General features: G+C 70.7%; 26 protein-coding genes and 1 tRNA gene. 11 read left to right on the top strand and 16 right to left on the bottom strand.

Annotation, left to right across the window (positions count from 1 at the left end; all coding sequences use genetic code 11):
• Nucleotides 1-33: 33 nt before the first annotated feature.
• Together ACFYO9_RS36340 and ACFYO9_RS36335 are read left to right on the top strand one after the other, a co-directional pair.
• Entirely contained in the window at nt 34-336 is a 303-nt protein-coding gene (locus ACFYO9_RS36340; protein WP_358777799.1) for a hypothetical protein, read from the top strand.
• Complete coding sequence (locus ACFYO9_RS36335; RefSeq protein WP_358712287.1) at nt 333-524, top strand: hypothetical protein; 192 nt, start codon at nt 333-335, stop codon at nt 522-524. The genes ACFYO9_RS36340 and ACFYO9_RS36335 overlap by 4 nt, the downstream gene beginning before the upstream one ends.
• A 34-nt stretch (nt 525-558) precedes the next feature.
• Here the strand turns inward: ACFYO9_RS36335 and ACFYO9_RS36330 are convergent, their stop codons facing one another.
• A complete protein-coding gene (locus tag ACFYO9_RS36330) occupies nt 559-789 on the bottom strand; it encodes a hypothetical protein (protein WP_358777800.1) in 231 nt (76 codons plus the stop codon).
• 110 nt (nt 790-899) lie between these two features.
• A tRNA-Thr gene (locus tag ACFYO9_RS36325) sits at nt 900-976 on the bottom strand.
• Between the two features lie 219 nt (nt 977-1195).
• Between ACFYO9_RS36325 and ACFYO9_RS36320 the strand changes: the two genes are divergently transcribed.
• The 3 genes from ACFYO9_RS36320 to ACFYO9_RS36310 all read left to right on the top strand — a co-directional run bounded on the left by ACFYO9_RS36320 (nt 1196) and on the right by ACFYO9_RS36310 (nt 3966).
• Complete coding sequence (locus tag ACFYO9_RS36320; protein ID WP_358712291.1) at nt 1196-2332, top strand: sn-glycerol-3-phosphate ABC transporter ATP-binding protein UgpC; 1137 nt, start codon at nt 1196-1198, stop codon at nt 2330-2332.
• A gap of 233 nt (nt 2333-2565) precedes the next feature.
• A complete protein-coding gene (locus tag ACFYO9_RS36315; protein ID WP_355819179.1) occupies nt 2566-3021 on the top strand; it encodes a hypothetical protein in 456 nt (151 codons plus the stop codon).
• 222 nt (nt 3022-3243) lie between these two features.
• Complete coding sequence (locus ACFYO9_RS36310; protein WP_358777801.1) at nt 3244-3966, top strand: nucleotidyltransferase family protein; 723 nt, start codon at nt 3244-3246, stop codon at nt 3964-3966.
• Between the two features lie 99 nt (nt 3967-4065).
• Here ACFYO9_RS36310 and ACFYO9_RS36305 read toward each other — a convergent pair whose 3' ends face one another.
• The 8 genes from ACFYO9_RS36305 to ACFYO9_RS36270 all read right to left on the bottom strand — a co-directional run bounded on the left by ACFYO9_RS36305 (nt 4066) and on the right by ACFYO9_RS36270 (nt 11339).
• On the bottom strand, nt 4066-5718 hold the full coding sequence (locus tag ACFYO9_RS36305; RefSeq protein WP_358777802.1) for a DoxX family membrane protein: 1653 nt from the start codon (nt 5716-5718) through the stop codon (nt 4066-4068).
• Between the two features lie 96 nt (nt 5719-5814).
• Complete coding sequence (gene rlmB, locus ACFYO9_RS36300; RefSeq protein ID WP_355819188.1) at nt 5815-6765, bottom strand: 23S rRNA (guanosine(2251)-2'-O)-methyltransferase RlmB; 951 nt, start codon at nt 6763-6765, stop codon at nt 5815-5817.
• A gap of 131 nt (nt 6766-6896) precedes the next feature.
• Entirely contained in the window at nt 6897-8300 is a 1404-nt protein-coding gene (gene cysS / locus ACFYO9_RS36295) for a cysteine--tRNA ligase (RefSeq protein ID WP_358712298.1), read from the bottom strand.
• A 100-nt stretch (nt 8301-8400) separates the two neighbouring features.
• Complete coding sequence (locus tag ACFYO9_RS36290; RefSeq protein ID WP_358777803.1) at nt 8401-8802, bottom strand: PPOX class F420-dependent oxidoreductase; 402 nt, start codon at nt 8800-8802, stop codon at nt 8401-8403.
• 30 nt (nt 8803-8832) lie between these two features.
• Nucleotides 8833-9237, bottom strand: coding sequence for a PPOX class F420-dependent oxidoreductase (locus ACFYO9_RS36285; protein ID WP_358777804.1), 405 nt, complete (start codon nt 9235-9237; stop codon nt 8833-8835).
• A gap of 72 nt (nt 9238-9309) precedes the next feature.
• Nucleotides 9310-9819: a 2-C-methyl-D-erythritol 2,4-cyclodiphosphate synthase gene (gene ispF, locus ACFYO9_RS36280; RefSeq protein ID WP_358712304.1), complete on the bottom strand. Its 510-nt coding sequence runs from the start codon at nt 9817-9819 to the stop codon at nt 9310-9312.
• The gene (gene ispD / locus ACFYO9_RS36275; RefSeq protein ID WP_355819199.1) at nt 9809-10540 is read right to left on the bottom strand and encodes a 2-C-methyl-D-erythritol 4-phosphate cytidylyltransferase; all 732 of its coding nucleotides are present in this window, start codon (nt 10538-10540) and stop codon (nt 9809-9811) included. The genes ispF and ispD overlap by 11 nt, the downstream gene beginning before the upstream one ends.
• Before the next feature lie 316 nt (nt 10541-10856).
• Nucleotides 10857-11339: a CarD family transcriptional regulator gene (locus tag ACFYO9_RS36270; protein WP_003953493.1), complete on the bottom strand. Its 483-nt coding sequence runs from the start codon at nt 11337-11339 to the stop codon at nt 10857-10859.
• 625 nt (nt 11340-11964) lie between these two features.
• Between ACFYO9_RS36270 and ACFYO9_RS36265 the strand changes: the two genes are divergently transcribed.
• The gene (locus ACFYO9_RS36265; RefSeq protein ID WP_355819200.1) at nt 11965-12717 is read left to right on the top strand and encodes a DUF461 domain-containing protein; all 753 of its coding nucleotides are present in this window, start codon (nt 11965-11967) and stop codon (nt 12715-12717) included.
• Between the two features lie 120 nt (nt 12718-12837).
• On the opposite strand, the gene ACFYO9_RS36260 is transcribed toward ACFYO9_RS36265, so the two are convergent.
• Together ACFYO9_RS36260 and ACFYO9_RS36255 are read right to left on the bottom strand one after the other, a co-directional pair.
• Complete coding sequence (locus ACFYO9_RS36260; RefSeq protein ID WP_127911779.1) at nt 12838-13518, bottom strand: response regulator transcription factor; 681 nt, start codon at nt 13516-13518, stop codon at nt 12838-12840.
• Nucleotides 13515-14813 (bottom strand): ATP-binding protein, encoded by a 1299-nt coding sequence (locus ACFYO9_RS36255; protein ID WP_358777805.1) that lies wholly within the window; start codon nt 14811-14813, stop codon nt 13515-13517. The genes ACFYO9_RS36260 and ACFYO9_RS36255 overlap by 4 nt, the downstream gene beginning before the upstream one ends.
• Before the next feature lie 305 nt (nt 14814-15118).
• Between ACFYO9_RS36255 and phoU the strand changes: the two genes are divergently transcribed.
• From phoU to ACFYO9_RS36240, 3 genes are all read left to right on the top strand, one after another.
• Nucleotides 15119-15832 (top strand): phosphate signaling complex protein PhoU, encoded by a 714-nt coding sequence (gene phoU / locus ACFYO9_RS36250; protein WP_358777806.1) that lies wholly within the window; start codon nt 15119-15121, stop codon nt 15830-15832.
• A 522-nt stretch (nt 15833-16354) separates the two neighbouring features.
• A complete protein-coding gene (locus ACFYO9_RS36245; RefSeq protein ID WP_355819208.1) occupies nt 16355-16570 on the top strand; it encodes a hypothetical protein in 216 nt (71 codons plus the stop codon).
• Between the two features lie 76 nt (nt 16571-16646).
• On the top strand, nt 16647-17171 hold the full coding sequence (locus ACFYO9_RS36240) for a hypothetical protein (RefSeq protein ID WP_355819211.1): 525 nt from the start codon (nt 16647-16649) through the stop codon (nt 17169-17171).
• Nucleotides 17172-17228: 57 nt separating this feature from the next.
• Here the strand turns inward: ACFYO9_RS36240 and ACFYO9_RS36235 are convergent, their stop codons facing one another.
• Nucleotides 17229-17987 carry a GntR family transcriptional regulator gene (locus tag ACFYO9_RS36235; RefSeq protein WP_358777807.1) on the bottom strand — a complete coding sequence of 253 codons (759 nt, stop codon included), beginning with the start codon at nt 17985-17987 and terminating at the stop codon, nt 17229-17231.
• 193 nt (nt 17988-18180) lie between these two features.
• Here ACFYO9_RS36235 and ACFYO9_RS36230 point away from each other — a divergent pair, with 193 nt between their 5' ends.
• Entirely contained in the window at nt 18181-18618 is a 438-nt protein-coding gene (locus ACFYO9_RS36230) for an ATP-binding protein (RefSeq protein WP_358777808.1), read from the top strand.
• Nucleotides 18619-18718: 100 nt separating this feature from the next.
• Here the strand turns inward: ACFYO9_RS36230 and ACFYO9_RS36225 are convergent, their stop codons facing one another.
• On the bottom strand, nt 18719-19480 hold the full coding sequence (locus tag ACFYO9_RS36225) for a phosphoglyceromutase (protein WP_355819218.1): 762 nt from the start codon (nt 19478-19480) through the stop codon (nt 18719-18721).
• Between the two features lie 202 nt (nt 19481-19682).
• Here ACFYO9_RS36225 and ACFYO9_RS36220 point away from each other — a divergent pair, with 202 nt between their 5' ends.
• Complete coding sequence (locus ACFYO9_RS36220) at nt 19683-21050, top strand: MFS transporter (RefSeq protein WP_358777809.1); 1368 nt, start codon at nt 19683-19685, stop codon at nt 21048-21050.
• Here ACFYO9_RS36220 and ACFYO9_RS36215 read toward each other — a convergent pair.
• Together ACFYO9_RS36215 and mshA are read right to left on the bottom strand one after the other, a co-directional pair.
• Nucleotides 21021-21587: a YbjN domain-containing protein gene (locus ACFYO9_RS36215; RefSeq protein WP_358777810.1), complete on the bottom strand. Its 567-nt coding sequence runs from the start codon at nt 21585-21587 to the stop codon at nt 21021-21023. The two genes, ACFYO9_RS36220 and ACFYO9_RS36215, sit on opposite strands and share 30 nt — an antisense overlap.
• Nucleotides 21580-22935, bottom strand: a complete 1356-nt coding sequence (mshA, locus tag ACFYO9_RS36210; protein ID WP_355819364.1) for a D-inositol-3-phosphate glycosyltransferase — start codon at nt 22933-22935, stop codon at nt 21580-21582. The genes ACFYO9_RS36215 and mshA overlap by 8 nt, the downstream gene beginning before the upstream one ends.
• Between the last annotated feature and the right edge of the window lie 120 nt (nt 22936-23055).

Raw genomic sequence — 23055 nt, 5'->3', positions numbered from 1 at the left:
CCGGCACCGGCCGTTCGCTCGTAAGATGCCCGCATGCCCGCCCGAATACGAACGAGCCGTCGCACGTGGGTCGTCGCGTGGACGGTCCTGTGTGCGGGTGGCCTCGCCGCCACCGCCGGACTGAACGCCTCCACCACACCGGATCCACACCCCGAGAAGTCCGTCAGCGCCGACTGCGCCCAGCAGATCGCGGACATCGACGCGCAACTGGCCAAGGCCGAGCGGGAGGCCGCCAGAGGCGAGGAAAACCCCCTACTGGCCATTTCGGACATCCGGACGGCCGGGGAGGCCAACTGCGACGAAGAGCTCCGCGACCACCTCCAGGACGCCCGGTGAGCCGCCGCGCCCGACTCGCCCTGTCGGCGGGCCTCCTCTGCGCCGCCGCCGGGGTGGCCGCGGGCGTCGCGGCGGGAGCGGAGCCGGACCCCGAGCCGCAGCCCGCGCCGTCCCGCGTCTACTCCTCCTGCCTGGTGGCCGACACCAAGCCGATCCCCCCGGGCGAGGACCCGTGCGACCTCCGGTGAGGCGGCGCCGGGCGCGGGCCGAGGCGACCAGAGGTCATCCGGCGCGGCGACGTGAGCGCTGTCGGTGGGCCAGGGCCCACCACTGAAAGACCCCGTTGACCACCAACAGCACCACGGTGAACACCAGAGCGTCCGTCCAGGAGTGGTCCAGCACGAAGTGCCAGAACAGGCCGAGTGCCCCGTAGAGCACCACCCAGACGGCGATCACCACACCCCAGAGCGCCCCGCGCCGCTCCCGCCACGACACCGGCACAAGCTTGATCACAGACCATCTGTCCATGCCCGACGCCTACCCCGCGACCGCGCCATCCGTGCAGCGCCTGCGCATCCCCGCGCGCCAAGGGGGCGCCGAAGCCCGGCGAGAGGGAGAAAAAATGGAGCCCCCTGTCGGATTCGAACCGACGACCTACGCATTACAAGTGCGTTGCTCTGGCCATCTGAGCTAAGGAGGCACACACGGTCCTCGCGGATCGCGCCCCCGCAGTGTAACCAACCCCGCCCGTACGCCCGTCGAAAATTTCCTCGAAGGGCGAAGGTCGTCCAGCCGCGACTGCTGACAGACCGCGGGGCTCCGGTATACGGTCACGAGCAGTTCACTCAGGTGGACTACACCACTCCCTCTCTACAACGGATCGTCCGGCACGTTCCTGCCGGTGAAGGGGGCCCTCACCATGGCCACTGTTTCGTTCGACAAGGCGACCCGCATCTACCCGGGTGGCGACAAGCCCGCCGTCGACGGCCTCGACATCGAGATCGAGGACGGCGAGTTCCTCGTACTCGTCGGCCCGTCCGGCTGCGGCAAGTCCACCTCGCTCCGGATGCTCGCGGGGCTCGAGGACGTGAACGCCGGCGCCATCCGCATCGGTGACCGCGACGTCACGCACCTGCCGCCGAAGGACCGGGACATCGCCATGGTGTTCCAGAACTACGCGCTCTACCCGCACATGACCGTCGCCGACAACATGGGCTTCGCCCTGAAGATCGCCGGCGTCAACAAGGCCGAGATCCGCCAGAAGGTCGAGGACGCCGCGAAGATCCTCGACCTCACCGAGTACCTGGGCCGCAAGCCCAAGGCGCTCTCCGGTGGTCAGCGCCAGCGTGTCGCCATGGGCCGTGCCATCGTGCGTGAGCCGCAGGTCTTCCTCATGGACGAGCCGCTCTCCAACCTCGACGCCAAGCTGCGCGTCTCGACGCGTACGCAGATCGCCAGCCTCCAGCGCCGCCTCGGCATCACCACCGTGTACGTCACCCACGACCAGGTCGAGGCCATGACCATGGGCGACCGCGTGGCCGTGCTCAAGGACGGGCTGCTGCAGCAGGTGGACAGCCCCCGCAACATGTACGACCGCCCGGCCAACCTCTTCGTCGCCGGCTTCATCGGCTCCCCGGCCATGAACCTCGTCGAGGTCCCGATCACCGACGGCGGCGTGAAGTTCGGCAACAGTGTCGTGCCGGTGAATCGGGAGGCGCTCAGCGCCGCCGCCGACCGCGGCGACCGCACCGTCACCGTCGGCGTCCGCCCGGAGCACTTCGACATCGTCGAGCAGGACGGCACCACCGCCAAGACGCTCTCCAAGGAGACCGCCGACGCCCCGGCCGGCCTCGCCGTCTCCGTGAACGTCGTCGAGGAGCTCGGCGCCGACGGGTACGTCTACGGCTCCGCGGAGGTCGCCGGCGAGCACAAGGACCTCGTGGTCCGCGTGAACGGCCGCCGCGTGCCGGAGAAGGGCGCCCAGCTCCACGTCGTACCGCGTCCGGGTGAGACCCACGTGTTCTCCACCTCGACGGGCGAGCGCCTCAGCGACTGACCCCGAGCGAACCCCGGGCGAATCCCGGGCGAACCCCGCTCACCAGCGACGCGCAGGGCCCCGCACTTCGGTGCGGGGCCCTGCGCGTTCGGCCACGTTGTCGACAAATACCCCGGCACATCGGTCATTTCGCCGCGGCCCCGTCAACGCCGCTCCAGAAAAACCTGATTCCGTGTCGCTCGACCGAGTGACTAAATGTCGCCAAATCATCACCTAGCGCTACGCTCACTCGCGTGACGCACTCCGCCAACTACACCCAGAAGCCGCGCCGAGCCCACCGGGGCCCCGCCCGCCGCATCGGCCGCACGCTCGCCCTCGTCCTGCCCGTGATGCTGGTGCTTTCCGGGACCCTCGCGGTCACCAGCGTCAACTGGTCGGGGGACTCCTCGGACTCGATGCTCACCGCATCCGCCGACAACCTCTCCAAGCCCGCCAAGTCGCGCGCCCCGCAGGACATTGTGCGCGACCGGCTCCTCCTGGAGCTCCAGGAGAAGAACCCGGGCGTCGCCCTCACCCACCTCCAGCAGGAGGTGAACCGCCATCCCTCGCTCGCCCGGCACTGCGCCGCGATCGCCCGCGCGCTCGGCCGTGCCGCCGTGCGGGTGTACGGCCCGAGCCGCGCCCAGTCGTACGCCAGGCCCGTCTGCGACACGTCGTACGCCACGGGCGTGGCCCGGTACGCCTCTTGAGACACCCGGCACCCGCAGCCACAGCCGCGGGTGAGAGCGAGGGCGAGCGCGAGCGCGAGAGCGAGGACGAGGACCCGGGCAGAGCCACCGGCACAGACCCGGGCCCGCGTCCCCGCAGACACCCGCGCACGCGCCCGTACGCAAGCCCGCGCACGCGCCCACGCATGACTCCGCGCCGGGGCCCGGGACACAGCCGTACTGCGTCCGCTTATCGTGCAGTGCATGACTGCTGACCCGCCGCCCCGGCAAGCCGTGATCCTCGCCGGAGGCCAAGGCTCCCGCCTCCGTCCGTACACCGACGACCGACCCAAGCCGATGGTCGAGATCCCCGGCACGGGGACCCCGATCATCGGCCATCAGCTTGCCTGGCTCGCCGAGGAGGGCGTCACGGACGCCGTCGTCTCCTGCGGCCATCTCGCCGAGGTCCTCCAGGAGTGGCTGGACTCCGCCGACCTGCCGCTGAACGTCACGACGGTCGTCGAGAAGGAGCCCCTCGGCCGCGGCGGCGGCCTCAAGTACGCCGCCCGCCACCTGCCGCACGCGGACCAGCCCTGGTACGCGACGAACGGCGACATCTGGACCCGGTTCTCGCTGCGCGACATGGCGGCCTTCCACGCCGAGCGCGACGCCACCGCGACCCTCGCCCTGGCCCGCCCCCGCATCCCGTGGGGCGCCGTCGAGACGGACGCGTTCGGCCACATCACGGACTTCATCGAGGCCCCGCCGTCCCCGTACCTCATCAACGCGGGCGTGTACGTCTTCTCGGCCGCGTTCACCGGACTCCTGCCGGACCTCGGCGACCACGAGCGGACCACGTTCCCGCGGCTCGCCCGCGCCAAGCGGCTGGCCGGCTTCCCGCTGCCGCAGGGCGCCTACTGGCGCGCGATCGACACCGCCAAGGACCTCACCGAGGCCGCCAAGGAGCTCTCCGCACAGGCCCGTTGAGGACCTCTCCACTCGTACGGCCCTTCCTCCTGGTACGCCGACGGGGCCCCGCACACCTGCTGTGCGGGGCCCCGTGCGTTCTGCGGGAGGGGGAGCGGGTCAGCGGCCGAGCACGCCGCCCAGCAGCCCGCCGGGCTCGTCGCCCCCGCCGGTGCCGCCCGACGTCCCCGCGCCACCACCCGTGCCGCCCGCGGCGCCGGAACCGCCGGTCGTCGACGGGCCCGCGGTCGTGGCCGACGGCTGCTGCGGCGCCGACTGCTGCGGCGGGGCCTGGCCGCCGGACGTGCCGCTGCCCCGGGTCTGGCTCGGCTGCGTGGAGCCGATCGTGCCCGTGTCGCGGGAGCGGGCCGCGCCCGGCGTCGCCGCGCCGCCCTGCGTGGGACTCGCCGAACTGCCCTGCGTGGGGGCGCCCGTCGAGGCCGTGGGGCTCTGCGACTGGCGGTGGTGCCGCTTCTTCGCGGGGTCACCGGGGAGCGGGGAGCCGGGCAGTTCGTTGCGCGGGGCCTCGCCGGGGCCAGGCGCCGTGACACGGTCCGCGTCCCGCACCGCGCCGCCCAGCATCGAGCCGATGAGCAGCGTGAGGCCGACCACGACCGCCCCGACCAGGGCGCCGCGGCGCAGCACGCGCCGCCGCAGGTCCCAGATGTCGACGCGCGGACCGAGCGTGCGCCAGGCCTCGCCCGCGAGGCGTCCGTCCACGGAGTAGACGGGGGCGCCCGCGATGATCAGCGGCGACCAGGCGGCGAGGTAGATGATGTCCGGCGCGTCGTAGGCGGGGACGGTCTTCCAGCTCACCGTGACGATGAGCGCCGCCGACAGCAGCACGCCGATCGAGGCGGCGACGCGCTGCCAGAGCCCGAGGACCGTCAGGACGCCGACGACGACCTGGAGGAAGGCGATGGAGAGGCCGGCGCCCACCGGGTGCTGGAGGGCGAAGTCGCGCAGTGGCTCGGCGAGCGCCCAGGGGTGCAGCGAGGTGAGCCACTTGACCATGGAGCCGCGTTGGCCGCCGTCGAAGTAGACGGGGTCGCAGAGCTTGCCCATGCCAGCGTAGGTGGAGATGAAGCCGAGGAAGACGCGCAGCGGGAGCAGGACGACGCCGAGGTTCATGCGGCGGCCGGGGTAGTAGGCGTGCCGGACGGGGTCCGAGCCGTGCCGCCGGACCCGGTCCGGGCCGCCCTCCGCGTCGTCGTATCCGTATCCGTACGCGTCGGTGTCCTCGCCCTCCTGGGCGAACCGTTCGTCGTAGTCGCTGCCCGACGGCCGCATCTGGGGCAGCAGCCGGGTCCCTGATTCGGGGGTGCGCGGTCCGATGACGGCGGGCGTCTCGGCGGTCTCGGGGCCGTCGTCGAGGTCGACGCGCGGGATGACCTGCGTGGCTCCGGCCTCTTGGTAGGGCCCTGTCTCTTCGGCCGAACGGCGCACGCTGTTGCCTCGGACGGCCTGCAGCAGTCTGATCGCGCCGGTGTCGTCCGGATCGGACTTCCCGCTCCAGACGACGGGCGCGCGACGCCTGGCGGCCGCCCCGACGGCGGGGATCCGCACCGTCTCGTCGGGGGTGCCCAAGTGCCGTGAGATGCGCGGGGATTGAGTGCGCCCAGCGGCGGGAAGCTGCACGCGGAAACTCGCGTGATTGACGATGACCTGCGCCGGGTCGCTCGGCACCTTCACCATGCTCAGCGCGGGAGCATCGTCGAAACCTGACGAGCTTCCCCCCGTGGGAGTGCGGGGTGTTCTGGTGTCCACACTCATCTAACCGAGTGATGTGTGTTTAGGACACTGCCTTGACCATGGGGAAATGTCCGGGCCGCGTCAAGAGATCACCGCGGCCCGGACATCGCCGGTGGATCAGGCGCGGCGGCGCGAGGCCTCGTAGAGCACGATGCCCGCGGCCACACCGGCGTTCAGGGACTCCGCGCCACCCGGCATCGGAATCCGCACCCGGAAGTCGCAGGTCTCGCCGACGAGGCGGGACAGGCCCTTGCCCTCGCTGCCGACGACCACGACGACCGGGCCGCTGAGCGCCTCCAGGTCGCCGACCTCGTGCTCACCGTCGGCGGCCAGGCCGACGACGGCGACGCCCGCCTTCTTGTACGCCTCCAGGGCGCGCGTCAGGTTGGTGCAGCGCGCGACCGGGGTACGGGCGGCGGTGCCCGCGGACGACTTCCACGCGCCGGCCGTCATGCCGGCGGCGCGCCGCTCGGGGACGAGGACGCCGTGCCCGCCGAAGGCGGAGACGGAGCGGACGACGGCGCCGAGGTTGCGCGGGTCGGTCACGCCGTCGAGCGCGACGATCAGCGGGTCCTGGCCCTCGTCGTACGCGGCGGCGGCGAGGTCCTCGGCGTGCGCGTACTCGTACGGCGGGACCTGCAGGACGAGGCCCTGGTGGTTGAGGCCGTTCGTCATGCGGTCCAGCTCCGGGCGGGGGGCCTCCATGAGGTGGATGCCGCCGCGCTCGGCCGCGAGCTGGAGCGCCTCGCGGACCCGCTCGTCGTTGTCGATGAACTGCTGGACGTAGAGCGTGGAGGCGGGCACGCCGTCGCGCAGCGCCTCGAAGACCGGGTTGCGGCCGACGACCATCTCGGACGTGCCCTTGCCGCCGCGCCCCTTGAGCGTGGCGGGACGGCGGCCACCCGCGGTCTTCTTGGCCTTGGCGTTGGCGATGCGGTTCTTCACATGCCCCTTGCGCGCCTCGGCGGGCGGCGTCGGGCCCTTGCCCTCGAGGCCGCGGCGCCGATTGCCGCCGCTGCCGACCTGCGCGCCCTTCTTGCCGGACATGCGGCGGTTGTTAGCGGCCATGACCTACCTGTCTGTCGTGTTGCGTGTGCGCGTACGTGCGTACGCGCAGAGGTGTACGTCTCTGAAGTGTGCCGTGTACGTCTATGAAGTGTGCCGCCCGGAAGGCCGGGCGGCACATCAGCGGGGTCGGTTCAGCGCGGACCGAGCGTCCAGCGGGGCCCGCTCGGGCTGTCCTCGATGACGAGGCCCGACTGGCCGAGCTGGTCGCGGATGGCGTCGGCGGTGCCCCAGTCCTTGCGGGCGCGGGCGGCCTCGCGCTGGTCGAGGACCAGGCGGACCAGGGCGTCGACGACGCCGTGCAGGTCCTCGCCGCGGTCGCTCGCCGCGCCGGCCCAGTGCGGGGCGAGCGGGTCGAGGCCGAGGACGCCGAGCATGGCGCGCACCTCGGCGAGGCGGGCGACGGCGGCTTCCTTGTCGTCGGCGGCGAGGGCGGAGTTCCCCTGCCGCACGGTGGTGTGCACGATGGCGAGCGCCTGCGGGACGCCCATGTCGTCGTCCATGGCGTCGGCGAAGGCGGGCGGCACCTGGGCGGCGGGCTCGACGACGCCGCCGGCCATCTCCACGACGCGCTGCACGAAGCCCTCGATGCGCGCGAACGCGGACTCGGCCTCCTGCAGGGCCTCCGGGCTGTACTCGATCATCGAACGGTAGTGCGGGGTGCCCAGGTAGTAGCGCAGCACGATGGGCCGCCACTTCTTGACCATCTCGCTGACGAGGACGGAGTTCCCGAGGGACTTCGACATCTTCTCGCCGCTCATCGTCACCCAGGCGTTGTGCACCCAGTACCGCGCGAAGCTGTCGCCGAAGGCCTTGGCCTGGGCGATCTCGTTCTCGTGGTGCGGGAAGATCAGGTCGATCCCGCCGCCGTGGATGTCGAACTCGCGGCCCAGGTACTTGTGGGCCATCGCCGAGCACTCCAGGTGCCATCCCGGCCGGCCGCGGCCCCACGGGGTCTCCCAGCTGGGCTCCCCCTCCTTGGCGGCCTTCCACATGGCGAAGTCACGGGGGTCGCGCTTGCCGGTCTCGCCCTCACCGGACGGCTGGCGCAGCTCGTCGAGGTCCTGGTTGGACAGCTCCAGGTAGCCCGGGAAGGACCGCACGTCGAAGTAGACGTTGCCGTCGGCCTCGTAGGCGTGGCCGCGCTCGATGAGGCCGCGCATCATCTCGATCATCTCGGTGATGTGGCCGGTGGCGCGGGGCTCGTAGGTGGGCGGGAGGCAGCCGAGCACGTCGTATCCGCTGTTGAAGGCGCGCTCGTTCTCGTACCCGATGGACCACCAGGGGCGGCCCTGTTCGGCCGACTTCTTGATGATCTTGTCGTCGATGTCGGTCACGTTCCGGATGAACGTGACGTCGTACCCGCGGTAGGCGAACCAGCGGCGCATGATGTCGAAGTTCAGGCCGGACCGGATGTGCCCGATGTGCGGGGCGGCCTGCACCGTGGCACCGCAGAGGTAGATCGAGACACAGCCGTCGTTGAGGGGGCTGAAGTCACGGATCTGCCGGGCGCTGGTGTCGTACAGGCGAATCGTCACCACACCAGGGTAGTGGGCGCGGGGCAGTGCCCTGCGCCCCTTGGGCCACAGGGCACCGAACTGTGACGTCACGCGCCGCGCGGCACGGCGGACGCGGTCCTCAGATGCTCCCGACCACCTTGCGCGCCGAGACGCGGACGACCACGCGCTCGGTGTCGTCCTTCGAGGACGGGTTGAACTCCGCGTACTTCTTGCCCGTGTACTTCACCGACAACTCGTCGATGAGCTCCTGCCCGCCCTCCGTCGTCATCTGCGCCGTCCCACGGATCTCCGCGTACGAGTACGGCGCGTCGAACGGCTGCACCAGCACCGTCACCCGCGGATCCCGCCGCAGGTTCTTCTCCTTGCGACGGTCCACCGTCGTCGAGAACAACACCTCGTCCCCATCCCGCTTCACCCACACCGGGGACACCTGCGGACTCCCGTCCGGCTGAATCGTCGCGACAGTGATGCTGCATCCATCAGCAGGCTCCGCCCGCGGGCGGGGGGCAGACCATCGCACCGACCCCGCCCCGCGGAGCAGAAGCAGACCTCAGATGCTCCCGACCACCTTGCGTGCCGAGACGCGGACGACCACCCGCTCGGTGTCGTCCTTCGAGGACGGGTTGAACTCCGCGTACTTCTTGCCCGTGTACTTCACCGACAACTCGTCGATGAGCTCCTGCCCGCCCTCCGTCGTCATCTGCGCCGTCCCACGGATCTCCGCGTACGAGTACGGCGCGTCGAAGGGCTGCACCAGCACCGTCACCCGCGGATCCCGCCGCAGATTCTTCTCCTTGCGACGGTCAACCGTCGTCGAGAACAACACGTCGTCCCCATCACGCTTCACCCACACCGGGGACACCTGCGGACTCCCGTCCGGCTGAATCGTCGCGACAGTGATGAAGACGGGGCTGTCGAGCAGCTCTTTCAGGGCGTCGGAGAGTTGGGCGGACATGGCTCACTCCTTCGTGCGGTGGGCGTACGGCGCGGCTGCCTGTACGAGGCATACGAATACCCCATCGCCCGGCTACGACGACGTACGTACGACCAACGCGGTGGCGATCGCCGCCAGGCCGTCGCCGCGGCCCGGGAAGCCCAGGCCGTCGGTGGTGGCCCCGGAGACGGAGACCGGCGCGCCGGCCGCCTCGGAGAGCACCTTCTGCGCCTCGTCCCTGCGCTTGCCGATCTTCGGTCGGTCGCCGATGACCTGCACGGCGACGTTGCCGACGGTGAAGCCGGCGTCCCGGACGATGCGGGCGGCCTCGGTGAGCAGCGTCAGGCCGGAGGCGCCGGACCACTCGGGGCGGCCGGTGCCGAAGTGGGCGCCGAGGTCGCCGAGGCCCGCCGCGGAGAACAGCGCGTTGCACGCGGCGTGCGCGACGACGTCGGCGTCGGAGTGCCCGGCGAGACCGGGGCCCTCGCCCTCCCACTTCAGGCCCGCGCACCACAGCTCGCGGCCCTCTTCGAAGGCGTGGATGTCGGTGCCGATGCCCACCTGCGGCAGCAGGGGCGCGGGTGCGGGCGTCTCAGAAGCCATCGTTGGCCCTCCTGCGGGCGAGGACGGCCTCGGCGAGGACGAGGTCGAGGGGGCGGGTCACCTTGAAGGCCTCCTCGTGGCCCGGCACGCACACGACGGGCAGGCCCAGCTGCTCGACCATGCCGGCGTCGTCGGTGACCTGGCCGGTGACGCTCGCGTGCGCGCGCTCCAGCGTGGCCCGGTCGAAGCCCTGCGGGGTCTGCACGGCGCGCAGCCGCGCCCGCTCGGGCGTGGCCAGTACGGGTTCGGGCGCACCCGGTGCCGCGGCGGGCTCGACCTGCTTGACGGTGTCGGCGAGCGGCAGCGCGGGGACCACGGCGGGCGCCCCGTCGCGTACCGCCTCGATGACGCCGTCGACCGTGTCGACCGGCACGAGCGGGCGGGCCGCGTCATGCACGAGGACGACGTCGAAGCCGGGCGGCAGCGCGTCGAGACCGGCCCGCACGGACTCCTGGCGGCTCTCGCCGCCGGGCACGACGAGGAAGTCGGTCCGCTCGGGCAGCGCGTGGTCGTCGAGGAGGGTCTTGACCTCGGGGGCGCCGTCGGGCGGTGCGACCACGACGACGAGGGAGACGGCGCGGGACTCCGCCATCGCACGCACCGCGTGGATGAGCATCGGGGTGCCGTTCAGCGCGCGCAGTGCTTTGGGGGCGCCAGGGCCGAGGCGCACGCCCCGCCCAGCCGCGGGAATGACCACCGCGGTACGGGATTCGCTAGACATCGGTTCCGTTCAGGTTTGTGTGCTCGACCGACGTGGGTATGGCCACACCGTGCCGGGTGGGACGCCTCGACCGGACCCTTCCGTGACATCCGGTCGAGCGAGCTGCCCGGACCCGGCACGCCGAACACGGCCCCGTGCGGGGTCGCCAACACGACGTACCGGGCCGGCACGTAATGATTCAGCGGTCCACGAGGGTCGCGTCCGGGTACGAACATGCCGCAGCGCCCGGCGACACCATAAGGGTCAGCGGGCACCGCGGCATTGCTGCGCCGATTCAGCGCGGAACTTCCGAGGCGGCTGCCCCGGACCATCCGCGTCAGGACGCGAGGACCTCGTCCAGCAGGGCCTCGGCCTTGTCCTCGTTCGTGTTCTCCGCGAGGGCGAGCTCGCTCACCAGGATCTGGCGGGCCTTGGCGAGCATGCGCTTCTCACCGGCCGACAGTCCCCGCTCCCGCTCACGACGCCACAGGTCACGCACGACTTCCGCGACCTTGATGACATCGCCGGAGGCGAGCTTCTCGAGATTTGCCTTGTAGCGACGCGACCAGTTCGTGGGCTCTTCGGCGTACGGCGCGCGCAGTACTTCGAAGACCCGGTCGAGGCCGTCCTGCCCGACCACATCACGCACACCGACGAACTCCGCATTGTCCGCTGGCACACGCACCGTCAGGTCGCCCTGGGCGACCTTCAGCACCAAGTAGGTCTTGTCCACGCCTTTGATCTGGCGAGTTTCGATAGCCTCGATCAGCGCGGCCCCGTGATGGGGATAGACCACGGTGTCGCCAACCTTGAACGTCATGTGACAGGTACCCCTTCCGTGGCTATCCATCCTAACACGAGAACCGCCTCTTCTGAATGGCGTTTTCGCAGGTCAGGGCATATCTCGGGGCTTGACAACAGCAACAGGAACGTGCTGCGGAGGGCCTCCGGAACGGGGTATTCGCAGGTCGGAGCGGCTCTCCGAGGACCCGGAAACGCGCCCGATACGCGCCCCTCACGTGCGCTCCGGGCGGCCGAACGTCCCGGTTTGCGCGGTTCCAAGCGGTGAACTTTCGATACTCCGTTCGGAGGCGGAAGAGGTGTGCTGTGCGCCGTCCGGAGCGTTTCCCGAATTGATCAAGGCGCCGGATGATCAATTCTCCGGACCCCCATGCATTCCTTACCGGAAATCCGCACGGTGGGGCCCCCGAGCTCTTGACGGCGCTTATCCGAAAGATGGCCGAGGGGCCACGGGGACGGGTGGGGCGCGGGCCGTCCGGCGGGGCGCGTGGTGTCCGGAGGGCGGCCGGGCGCGTTAAGGGGCGGGTCGGGTGCGGTGGCACGGGAACGGCTCGGTAACCTAAGCGCGCTGACACACCCTTAGGACGGCTTTACGGCCGCCCGCCCCGTCCTGTACCGCCCACGTTCAAGGAGTTGCCGCCGCCGTGAGCCGCAGCCTTCGACGCGGCGCCCTCGCCGCCACCGCCATCGCGTTCTCGCTTGCCTCGCTCTCCGCGTGCGCAGCCGGCAACAACGCTCAGACGATGGAGGTCAAGCCGGACAACGCCGCGATCTCCGTCGGCGACATCAAGATCCAGAACGCCCTGGTCATCACCCAGCCGGACAAGGAGGCCCAGGGCCCTGCCGCGGTCTCCGCGACGATCTTCAACGCCGGTGACAAGCCCCAGAAGCTGAACTCCATCTCGGTCGAGGGCGCCGACTCGAAGGCCAAGCTCGCCCGCGGCAAGGAGGACAAGGTCTCCAAGCCGAACGGCCCGCTGACCATCCCGGCCGGCGGCTCTCTCGTCATCGGCGGCAAGGACAACGCCTCCGCGCTCGTCGCGGGCGCCGGCGAGGAGGTCAAGGACGGCAACGCGCAGCGGATCACCTTCGCCTTCAGCAGGACCGGCGACGTGAAGATGGAGGCGTTCGTCGTCCCCGCCGACAGCTACTTCACCAAGTGGGGCCCGAGCCAGGTGCCGCAGGCGCCGAACGGCAAGGCGTCGGGGTCGGCGAAGCCCGGCGAGTCGGGCGGGCCGAACGAGTCGGGCAAGCCCGGCGAGTCCGGCAAGCCCGGTGGCGGCGGCACGGACCCCTCGGGTGCGGGCTCCGGCAAGCCGTCCGGCAACCCCTCCGGTGAGGCGTCGGACGCGGGCGAGCACGGTACGGACGACGCCGGGACCGGCGCCGAGCACTGATCTCCGTACGCGCACAGCTCTGCGTACACACGCAGCTCGTCGTACACGCGCATGAAGAAGGGCGGGACCCCACCGGGGCCCCGCCCTTCTTCATGTCGCTGTCGGGTCGGTGTCCGCTGTTTACGGCTCGAACTTGTAGCCGAGGCCGCGCACCGTCACCAGGTAGCGCGGCGCGCCCGGGTCCGGCTCGATCTTGGCGCGCAGGCGCTTGACGTGGACGTCGAGGGTCTTGGTGTCGCCCACGTAGTCGGCGCCCCAGACCCGGTCGATGAGCTGCATGCGGGTCAGCACGCGGCCCGCGTTGCGCAGCAGCATCTCCAGGAGGTCGAACTCCTTCAGCGGCAGGTCGATCTTGGAGCCGGAGACCGTGACCACGTGGCGGTCCACGTCCATGCGGACCGGGCCGGCCTCCAGGGCCTGCGGGGCGACCTCCTCGGGCTCCCCGCGGCGGCGCAGGACCGCGCGGATGCGGGCGACCAGCTCCCGCGAGGAGAAGGGCTTGGTGACGTAGTCGTCGGCTCCTATCTCCAGGCCGACCACCTTGTCGATCTCGCTGTCCTTGGCGGTCACCATGATCACCGGGACGTTGGAGCGGCTGCGCAGCTGGCGGCAGACCTCGGTGCCGGGCAGGCCGGGCAGCATCAGGTCGAGCAGGACGAGGTCGGCGCCGTTGCGCTCGAATTCGTCGAGTCCGTCCGGGCCGGTCGCCGCGATGGCGACTTCGAAGCCCTCCTTGCGGAGCATGTAGGACAGGGCGTCGCTGAAGGATTCCTCGTCCTCGACGACGAGCACTCGGGTCACGGAAGGACCTCCGGGGCAGGAATGGGTTCGTACGTGGTGGTCGCGGCGGTCGCGGCGGTTGCCGTGCCCCCGCCCTGTGGGGTGGCGGTCTCCTCGTCGAGTCCGCCGCCGGTGCCGCCGCCACGACCGGCTGCGCGGTCGCGGTGCGCGGCCGCCTCGGGCAGCCGCAGGGTGAAGGTGGAGCCCTGTCCCTCGGAGCTCCACACGGTGACCTCCCCGCCGTGCGAGGCGGCCACGTGCTTGACGATGGCGAGGCCGAGGCCGGTGCCGCCGGTGGCCCGGGAGCGGGCCGGGTCGACGCGGTAGAAGCGCTCGAAGATGCGCTCCTTGTCCTTGTCGGAGATGCCGATGCCCTGATCGGTGACGGCGACCTCGACAAGGTCCCCACCGGGCGCGGCGACCCGGCGGGCGGCTATGCCCACGCGGGTGCGGGCGGGGCTGTAGTTCACGGCGTTCTCGACGAGGTTGCCGAGGGCGGCGGCGAGCTGGCCGCGGTTGCCCCAGATCTGCAGGTCGGCGGTGCCTCCGGCGGCCATGGTGATCTGCTTGTGGGAGGCCTGGTGCCGGCTGCGGTCGATCGCCTCCGCCACCAGCTCGTCGACCGGGACGGGCTCGGCGTCCTCCAGAGGGTCGTCGTTCTGCACCCGGGAGAGGTCGATGAGCTCCTGGACGAGGCTGGTCAGGCGGGTCGCCTCGATCTGCATGCGGCCAGCGAAGCGCTCGACGGCCTCCGGGTCGTCCGAGGCGTCCATGACGGCCTCGGAGAGCAGGCTCAGGGCGCCGACCGGGGTCTTCAGCTCGTGGCTCACGTTCGCGACGAAGTCACGCCGTACCGCTTCGATGCGCCGGGCCTCGGTGAGGTCCTCGACCAGGAGCAGCACGAGGCGCGAGCCGAGCGGCGCCACCCGGGCGGAGACCGCGAGGGCGTCGCCGCGTCCGGTGCCGCGCCGCGGCAGGTCCAGCTCGACCTGGCGTATCTCCCCGTCGCGGCGGGTGTCGCGGGCCATCTGCAGCATCGGCTCGACGGCGAGCTTCCCGCCGCGTACGAGCCCGAGTGCGTACGCCGCCGAGCTGGCCTTGACCACGCTGTCGGCCTCGTCGAGGACGACCGCGGAGGAGCGCAGCACGGAGAGCACCGTGTCCACGCCGGGCGGGAGTACGGGATCGGTGTGCAGGGAGGTCCGGGTGGGGCGTTTCTGGTCGCGTTCGCTCCATCGGAACGCCAGCATGGCGATGACGCCGGTGCACACCCCGGCGATCGCTGCCGCTGCGGCGACCGCCGCGTTCACGTCCATGTCTCCAGGTTATGCGCCGGTTCGGTGTCGCCCACAGCCAAACGGGTGCCGCCTCGAACACTCGTCGCCCAGAGTTCACCGTGGGGACGGTGCTGGTTCACTTCCCCCGGCCGGGTGGCGGCGGGCACGCGCCGGGACGGGGGGTTACGTCGCCCACAGTTCACCTTGGCGACGGGGGCGATTCATGTGGGGTGCCGGAAACGGACGCGTGCGGCCCGCACCGTGGGAGCGTAGGGGCCAGCCCCTTGCGACGTATCGGAGCGGTAGGGGCCGGCCCCCTGGACGTACGAGAGAGGGACAGCCACATGCGGGACGCGTACCACGAGGAACTTGACTCGATCGGCGACAGCCTGGTCGAGATGGCCCGCCTGGTCGGGTCCGCGATCGGGCGCGCCACGACGGCCATGCTCGACGCCGATCTGAAGATGGCCGAGAGCGTGATCGCCGCCGACCAGAAGGTCGACGATCTCCAGCACGACCTGGAGGCGCGCGCGATAGCCCTGCTGGCGCGGCAGCAGCCGGTCGCCACCGATCTGCGCATCGTCGTCACGTCCCTGCGCATGAGCGCCGACCTGGAGCGCTCGGGCGACCTCGCCCAGCACGTCGCGAAGCTGGCGCGGCTGCGCTTCCCGGAGTCGGCGGTGCCGCGGGATCTGCACGCCACGATCCTGGAGATGGGCCAGCTCGCGCAGCGCCTGATGGCGAAGGCGGCGGAGGTCATCATCACCAAGGACGTCGACCTGGCGCTCCAACTGGAGCAGGACGACGACGAGATGGACCAGCTGCACCGCACGCTCTTCCAGCACCTGATGGACGACCGCTGGAAGCACGGCATCGAGACGGCCGTCGACGTGACGCTCCTCGGCCGCTATTACGAGCGCTTCGCGGACCACGCGGTGTCGGTCGCGAAGCGGGTCGTGTACCTGGTCACGGGCGAACACGCGGACGAGATCCAGGCGGCGGGGTCGACGGGGTCTGCGGCGGGCTCGACGGGGTCGGCTCCGGTGGAGGGCGCGTAACGCTCCCCCCCGCGCGCGGGTGCCCCGCACGACGACGTCAGGTGTCGCGCGGGGCACAGCGCTGTCCGGCCGCGGTGTCAGTGGGTCACCCGCAACCGCCGCCGCACTGGCAGGGGCCACCGGACTGGCAGCCACAACTGCAGCCGGAGCCGCAGCCGCAGGCACCCAGAAGTACGAGGGCGGGCAGCCCAGGCGTGTCGACCGGCTGCTCGGGGACGGGTTCGCGCATAGGGCACTCGGCCATGGTCTCCTCCTCGAAGGCGTACGACGTACTGCCTGTTGCCCATTGCATGCCCACGGGGGCGGGCGCATCAACGGCGCACGCGCGCGTGCGCCGTTCCCGCCGTACGAGCGCCTCCCACGGCCGCCCTCGGGAGGTGGCGGTGGCATACACGTCACGCACGTGCCGATTCGGTCGCGGAAGAGCGGTTTGCTGCCAAGTACGGGCGACGGGAGACCCAATAGGAGTGCTTTCGGGCTACACAGGAAAGCCGGGACGTTCTCATCCGAGGGGGCCTGGCCGTGGTTCTGACGATCAACGTGGCGGTTCTGCTGGCTGTCGTCATCGTCCTGCGTCTGCGGAGGAGAACGCAGGCCCGCAGCCGCAACGACGAGCAGTTGACGGTGGCCATCGTGCTGGTCTTCGGCGTACTGATCGCCCCCACCGGCTTCGGCCAGTGGATCCTGGAGGTGGTCCGCAGCCTGGCTCAGGGGATCACGGATTCGGGTAGTCCTTGAGGCCGTCGGGCGTGGGTGTTGCCCGTGCCCCGGCCGGGAAGGAAGGAGGCAGAAGCGACGTCGGTCGGGGGGCCTGATGGAGATCGCGGCGTTGCTCGTGTCGGCCATGGCGCTGGGAGTGTCCGGTTTCGTGTCCCTGCGGCAACTGCGCCTGACGGAACACGCGAACACGCTGCCGGTCCTGGTCGACCTCTTCCGTGAGCATCGCAGTGCGCGTCTGGCGCATGCCCGGTATCTCGTCTTTGAGCGACTGCCCGGCTGCGATCCCTCCAACGGCATGGCAGGCCTTCCGGAGGCCGAACGAGACCTGATCCGTGAACTTGCCTGGTTCTACGACAACTTGGGCGCCCTGGTCTCACACGGCGTGGTGGACATCGAACCCGTGTCCGGGTACTTGGGCGGATCGGTGATCTCGGTATGGGAGCAGATGGAGCCCTTGGTGCGGGTGGAGCGACAGAAGCGGGTGCGGAACGCTCTGCCGGACCCGGACCGCTGGCAGGCGTACTTCGAGAACCTCTACCACTTGGTGCGCGAAATGCCGCCACCGCGGGCCCGGGCGGAGACGGCACTGTGGCGACTTCCCCGGCTCCCCCGGCCGTAAAGACCGTTGTCAGCACCAGAGGGCGGCGCCGACGTCGCCTCACCACGGGTGCCGGCGTCAGGCGTCGAAGTCGTATTCCAGAACGTACGAGGCGGCGTCCAGCGTCATCTCGTTGAACTCGACGGCGCGGCCTTCGGTCGTGAACGCCGTGCGGCAGATGAGGATGACCGGGGTACCCGCCGACGTGCTCAAGCGCGCCGCCTCGTCCTTCGACGGCATGCGTGAACGAATTTCCTCGCGGAAGTGCGCCGGTCCGTGGCCGAGCTCGGCGAGCCTGGCGTACGTCCCACCATCCCCCGTGTCCTGCTGGGTGATCACGGAACCGGCGACCAGGGACATGGGCAGATAGCTGGTCGCGAGCAGGATCGCTTTGCCGTCCAGGACGAAACGCCGACGCCTCACGCATACCGACTGTCCGTCGGCCAAGTCCAGGACCGTGCCGACGTGTTCGGGTGCGGCCTCCTCGGAGACGGCGATCTCATCGACATCGAGGGAACGGTCCTCGATGTCCACCGCCCAGACCGAACGGCCGTTGCCCCACTGCTGTTCGGCCAGCCGCTGGACGGCCCGGCGCCTGAGCGGGCGGAAGCTGCGGACGAACACGCCTGCTCCCTTGCGGGCTTCGGCGATGCCCTCGTCCTTGAGGACGCCCAGAGCCTGGCGGGCCGTCATGCGGGCCACGCCATGCGCGGCCATGAGGTCGTTCTCCCCCGGCAAGCGGTCACCCGGACCGTACTGACCCGTCTGGACCGCCTCGCGCAGGCCGTCCGCGATCCGCTGGTACTTGGGCCGAGGGCCGTCTTCGGTGTGGACCATCCCGCAGGTCTCCTCCCTCTCTTCTCTAGACACCTTAGGCCACGGGTTTGGCGGGCGGTCGCTGCGTACGCCGCCACGCTCCGACGGCCACGGCCTCTTCCGACATTTCGATTGACATCTCTAGAGATGAAGCTCCAGAGTGAGAAGTATAGAGAGGTCTGACGACCTCTGGAGTGAGAGGTGCGGAACGCCGATGACCTACACGATCTGCCGCCACCCCTGCGAAGAGTCGCCGCGCCTCGGCGCGATGACCTTGCATCCCGTAGCGGAATCCGCGCCTCGGGCCCGGCGCTGGTTCCGGAAGTTCATCGCTCCGTACGAACCCGCCTGCTCCATCGACGACTGCGTCCTGATGATCTCGGAGCTCGTGACCAATGCCGTGGTCCACAGCAGGTCGGACGAGCCCTGGGTTGTCCGGGTGGAGTGGTTCCGCGAGGATGCCTCGCTCCGGGTCGAGGTGCACAATCCGGGGCTCCCGGACGCCGTGCGGCTCAGACGTCCCGATGCCGACGACGCGCACGGGCGCGGGCTGCTCCTGGTCGACTCCGTCGCCGACTCCTGGCACTCCGGACCCAGCCGCTTCGGCGGAACCGTGGTCTGCTTCCGGATGGCCGACGCCTGGCCGTCCTGAAACGCGCATCGGCTCTGCAGGCAGCTGCCCACAGAGCCGATGCACGCCACGCGGTCCCCGGCCTACGCGCGAAACGCAGGCCGAGCCACTTGTGTGGCCCTTACTTCTTCTTGCCCTGGTTCTTGACCGCCTCGATCGCCGCCTTCGCGGCCTCCGGGTCGAGGTAGGTGCCGCCGGCCTTCACCGGCTTGAAGTCGGCGTCCAGCTCGTACGAGAGCGGGATGCCGGTCGGGATGTTCAGGCCCGCGATGTCGGCGTCGGAGATGCCGTCCAGGTGCTTGACCAGGGCGCGCAGCGAGTTTCCGTGCGCCGCGACCAGGACCGTCCTGCCGGTCAGCAGGTCCGGGACGATGCCGTCGAACCAGTACGGGAGCATGCGGACGACGACGTCCTTCAGGCACTCCGTCTGGGGGCGCAGCTCGGGCGGCAGCGTCGCATAGCGCGCGTCCTCGAACTGGGAGTACTCGGCGTCGCGGTCCAGCGCCGGCGGCGGGGTGTCGTACGAGCGGCGCCACAGCATGAACTGCTCCTCGCCGAACTCGGCGAGGGTCTGGGCCTTGTCCTTGCCCTGCAGCGCGCCGTAGTGGCGCTCGTTCAGGCGCCAGCTGCGGTGGACCGGGATCCAGTGGCGGTCAGCCGACTCCAGGGCGAGCTGGGCCGTGCGGATCGCGCGCTTCTGGAGCGACGTGTGGACCACGTCGGGGAGCAGGCCGGCGTCCTTCAGCAGCTCACCGCCGCGGACCGCCTCCTTCTCGCCCTTCTCGTTGAGGTTGACGTCCACCCAGCCGGTGAACAGGTTCTTCGCGTTCCATTCGCTCTCGCCGTGGCGGAGGAGGATCAGCTTGTACGGTGCGTCGGCCATGCCTCTGAGCGTAATGGAACGGCGGGGGGCGTCGCGCGCGCGGGCGCGGGAGCGGACAAGGGGGTCGGCGGGAGGGGGCCGCGGTCGTGACAGTTGACGGCGTTCGTCAATTGTGTGGCGGGTCCGGGTGCGGGACTCGTAATGTGTGCATGCCGTCTTCGACACTTACACGTCAGCCGTTTGCACCTTCGGGGGGACCTCCATGCCGTATGCCGCCACAGGACGCGTGAGACGCGCCGTCAGTGAGAGCGTCTCGGGGCTTCCCCGAGCCTTCTGGTGGCTGTGGACCAGCACCCTGATCAACCGGCTCGGCGCCTTCGTCGCCACCTTCATGGCCCTGTATCTGACCCTGGAGCGGGGCTACTCCGCCTCGTACGCGGGGCTCGTGGCCGCGCTGCACGGGCTCGGCGGTGTCATCTCCTCGCTCGGCGCGGGGGTGATGACCGACCGGCTCGGGCGCCGGCCCACGCTGCTCATCGCGCAGGCCTCGACCGCCGTGTCCGTGGCGGTGCTCGGCTTCATGGAGCATCCCGTCGCCATCGCGGGCGTCGCCCTCCTCGTGGGCATGGCCAGCAACGCCTCGCGCCCCGCCGTACAGGCGATGATGGCCGACATCGTGCGGCCCGAGGACCGGGTCAGGGCGTTCTCGCTCAACTACTGGGCCATCAACCTCGGCTTCGCGATCTCCTCGGCGGGCGCCGGCTTCATCGCCTCGTACAGCTACCGCGCCGGGTTCCTGATCGAGGCCGCCATGACCATGGCGTGCGCGATCGTCGTCTTCGCGAAGCTGCCGGAGTCGCGGCCCGTGCGCACGGCGCTGGAGAAGGCCGCGGAGCCGGCGGTCGGCATGGGGGCGGTCCTCAAGGACGGGCGGTTCATGGGCGTCATGGGGCTCTCGTTCCTCGTGGCGCTGATCTTCCAGCAGGGGTCCGTCGGGCTGCCGGTCGCGATGGGCCAGGCGGGCTTCGCCCCCTCCGACTACGGCATCGCCATCGCCGTCAACGGAGTGCTGATCGTCGCCTTGCAGATCCCCGTCACCCGGTTCATCGAACACCGGGATCCGCGGCGGCTGTTGGTGATCTCCTCGGTCCTCGCCGGGTACGGCTTCGGCCTCACCGCGTTCGCCGGATCGGTCGGCGCCTTCGCGATGACGGTGTGCGTGTGGACGCTCGCCGAGATCGTCAACGCGCCGACCCAGACCGGCCTGGTCGTCCGCCTCTCGCCCACCCATGGCCGCGGCCGCTATCAGGGCATGTACACGATGTCCTGGTCCGTGGCCGCGCTCGTCGCCCCGCTGATGTCGGGCTTCACGATCGACCGGTTCGGCGCGGAGTGGCTGTGGGGGATGTGCGCGGTGCTCGGAACGGTGGCGGCGCTGGGGTACTGGGGGTTGATGCGGGCGCTTCCGGAGGAGCCCGTACGCAAGGAGGAATCCGTACGCAAGGAGGAGTCGGCTCCCGCGGAAACCGTTGTTCCGGCTCCCGCGGTCGCCGCGGAGGCCCTCGCCTCCGCCCCGTCCATCACCGCGGAGGCCGTCGCCTCAGCCCCGTCCGTCCCCGCGCGCCCCTGAGGCCTGCGGACGCGTCAGGTGCGTGAACGCGTCCAGGTTCCGCGTCGACTCTCCCCGCGCCACGCGCCACTCGTACTCCTTGCGGATCGCCGACGCGAACCCGAGCTCCAGCAGCGTGTTGAAGGAGTCGTCCGATGCGGAGAGGACCGAGCCGAGCAGCCGGTCCAGTTCCGCGGGCGTGACCGCCGCGAGCGGCAGTTTGCCGGCCAGATAGATGTCGCCGAGGGAGTCGATCGCGTAACTCACCCCGTACAGGCGGAGGTTCCGCTCCAGGAGCCAGCGGTGCACCGCCTCGTGGTTCTCGTCGGGGTGGCGGATCACGAAGGCGTTCAGGGAGAGGGAGTGGTTGCCGACCCGCAGTGACAGCGTGGTGGAGAGCTTCCGCGTGCCGGGCAGCTTCACCACGTACGAGCCGGGCCCGGCGGCCTCCCACTCGAGCTCCGCGTCGTCCAGGGTCCGCTCGATGACCGTCGCGGTGTCCGGAGGAGTGCCTTCCGGAGGAGTGCCTTCCGGAGGAGTGTTCGCCTGCTCAGCCATGGTGCGAGCGTACGTGACGCTGCGACGCCCGGAAGTCGTGCATGGCCGCCGTATAGACGTCCGCCGTGGCGGACGCCGAGGTGTCCCAGCCGAAGGACTCCGCGTGCCGCGCGGCCGCCTCGCCCATGCGGTCCACGAGATGCGGGTGGTCGGCGAAATCGCGCAGCACGCGCGCGTAGTGGGCCGGTTCGTGGCCCTGGATGAGGAAGCCGGTCTCCTCGTCGCGCACGGCCACCGGCAGGCCGCCCACCGCCGCCGCGAGCACCGGCGTGCCCGCCGCCTGCGCCTCTATGGCGACGAGCCCGAACGACTCGCTGTAGGACGGCATCACCAGGACCGACGCCGCGCGGAACCAGTCCGCCAACTGCTCCTGGCCGACCGGCGGCTGGAAGCGGACCACGTCCGCGATCCCCAGCTTCGCGGCCAGCTTCTGCAGCCCCTCGGGCTTCGCCAGGCCGCTGCCGCTCGGACCGCCGACTATGGGGACGACGATGTTCGAACGCAGCGCGGGACGCTCGTCCAGCAGGACGGCGACCGCGCGCAGCAACAGATCGGGCGCCTTCAGGGGCTGGATGCGGCCCGCGAAGAGCGGCACGAGGGCGTTCTGCGGCAGGCCGAGCCGGTGCCGGGCGGCGGCGCGGCCGTCGGCGGGCCGGAACCGTTCGAGGTTCACGCCGGGGTGGACGACGGCGACCTTGCCGGGCTCGGCCTCGTAGTGGCGGATGAGTTCGTCGGCCTCTTCGGAGGTGTTGGCGATGAGCCGGTCCGCGGCCCGCACGATCTGCGTCTCGCCGATGACGCGCGCGGCGGGTTCAGGCGTGTCGCCCGCGGCGAGCGCCGCGTTCTTGACCTTCGCCATGGTGTGCATCGCGTGGACCAGGGGGACGCCCCAGCGTTCGGCGGCGAGCCAACCAACGTGTCCGGAGAGCCAGTAGTGGGAGTGGACCAGGTCGTAGTAGCCGGGGCGGTGGCCCGCCCAGGCCTGCATCACGCCGTGGGTGAAGGCGCACAGCTGGGCCGGCAGCTCTTCCTTGGCGAGCCCTTCGTAGGGGCCCGCGTCCACGTGCCGCACCAGGACGCCGGGCGCGAGCTCCACCGCGGACGGCAGCCCGCCGGTGGTGGCGCGCGTGAAGATCTCGACCTCGATGTTGATCGCGGCGAGGCGCTTGGCGAGTTCGACGATGTAGACGTTCATGCCGCCCGCGTCCCCGGTGCCGGGCTGGTGCAGCGGTGAGGTGTGGACGCTGAGCATGGCCACGCGGCGCGGGCGCCGGACGGAGCCGGGGATGCGGAGCCTGGAGGGTGCCGTCGGGGAGCGACGCCCGAGCCTGGACACGTACTGGCTCACGTGGCGGTCCTCCTTGTGTACGGGCATGACGACACGGTGTAAGGGCATGACGACACGGAGGGCGTACGGTCCTCCGGAGGGGGAACACCGGATGTCGCCGCTCCATTTCCACCCCGCGCA

Origin of the sequence: Streptomyces sp. NPDC005863, from assembly GCF_042871345.1 — a bacterium.
Taxonomy (GTDB): Bacteria; Actinomycetota; Actinomycetes; order Streptomycetales; family Streptomycetaceae; genus Streptomyces.
The sequence above is the reverse complement of the archived record's forward strand: the minus strand, read 5'-3'. Positions and strand labels throughout refer to the sequence as shown.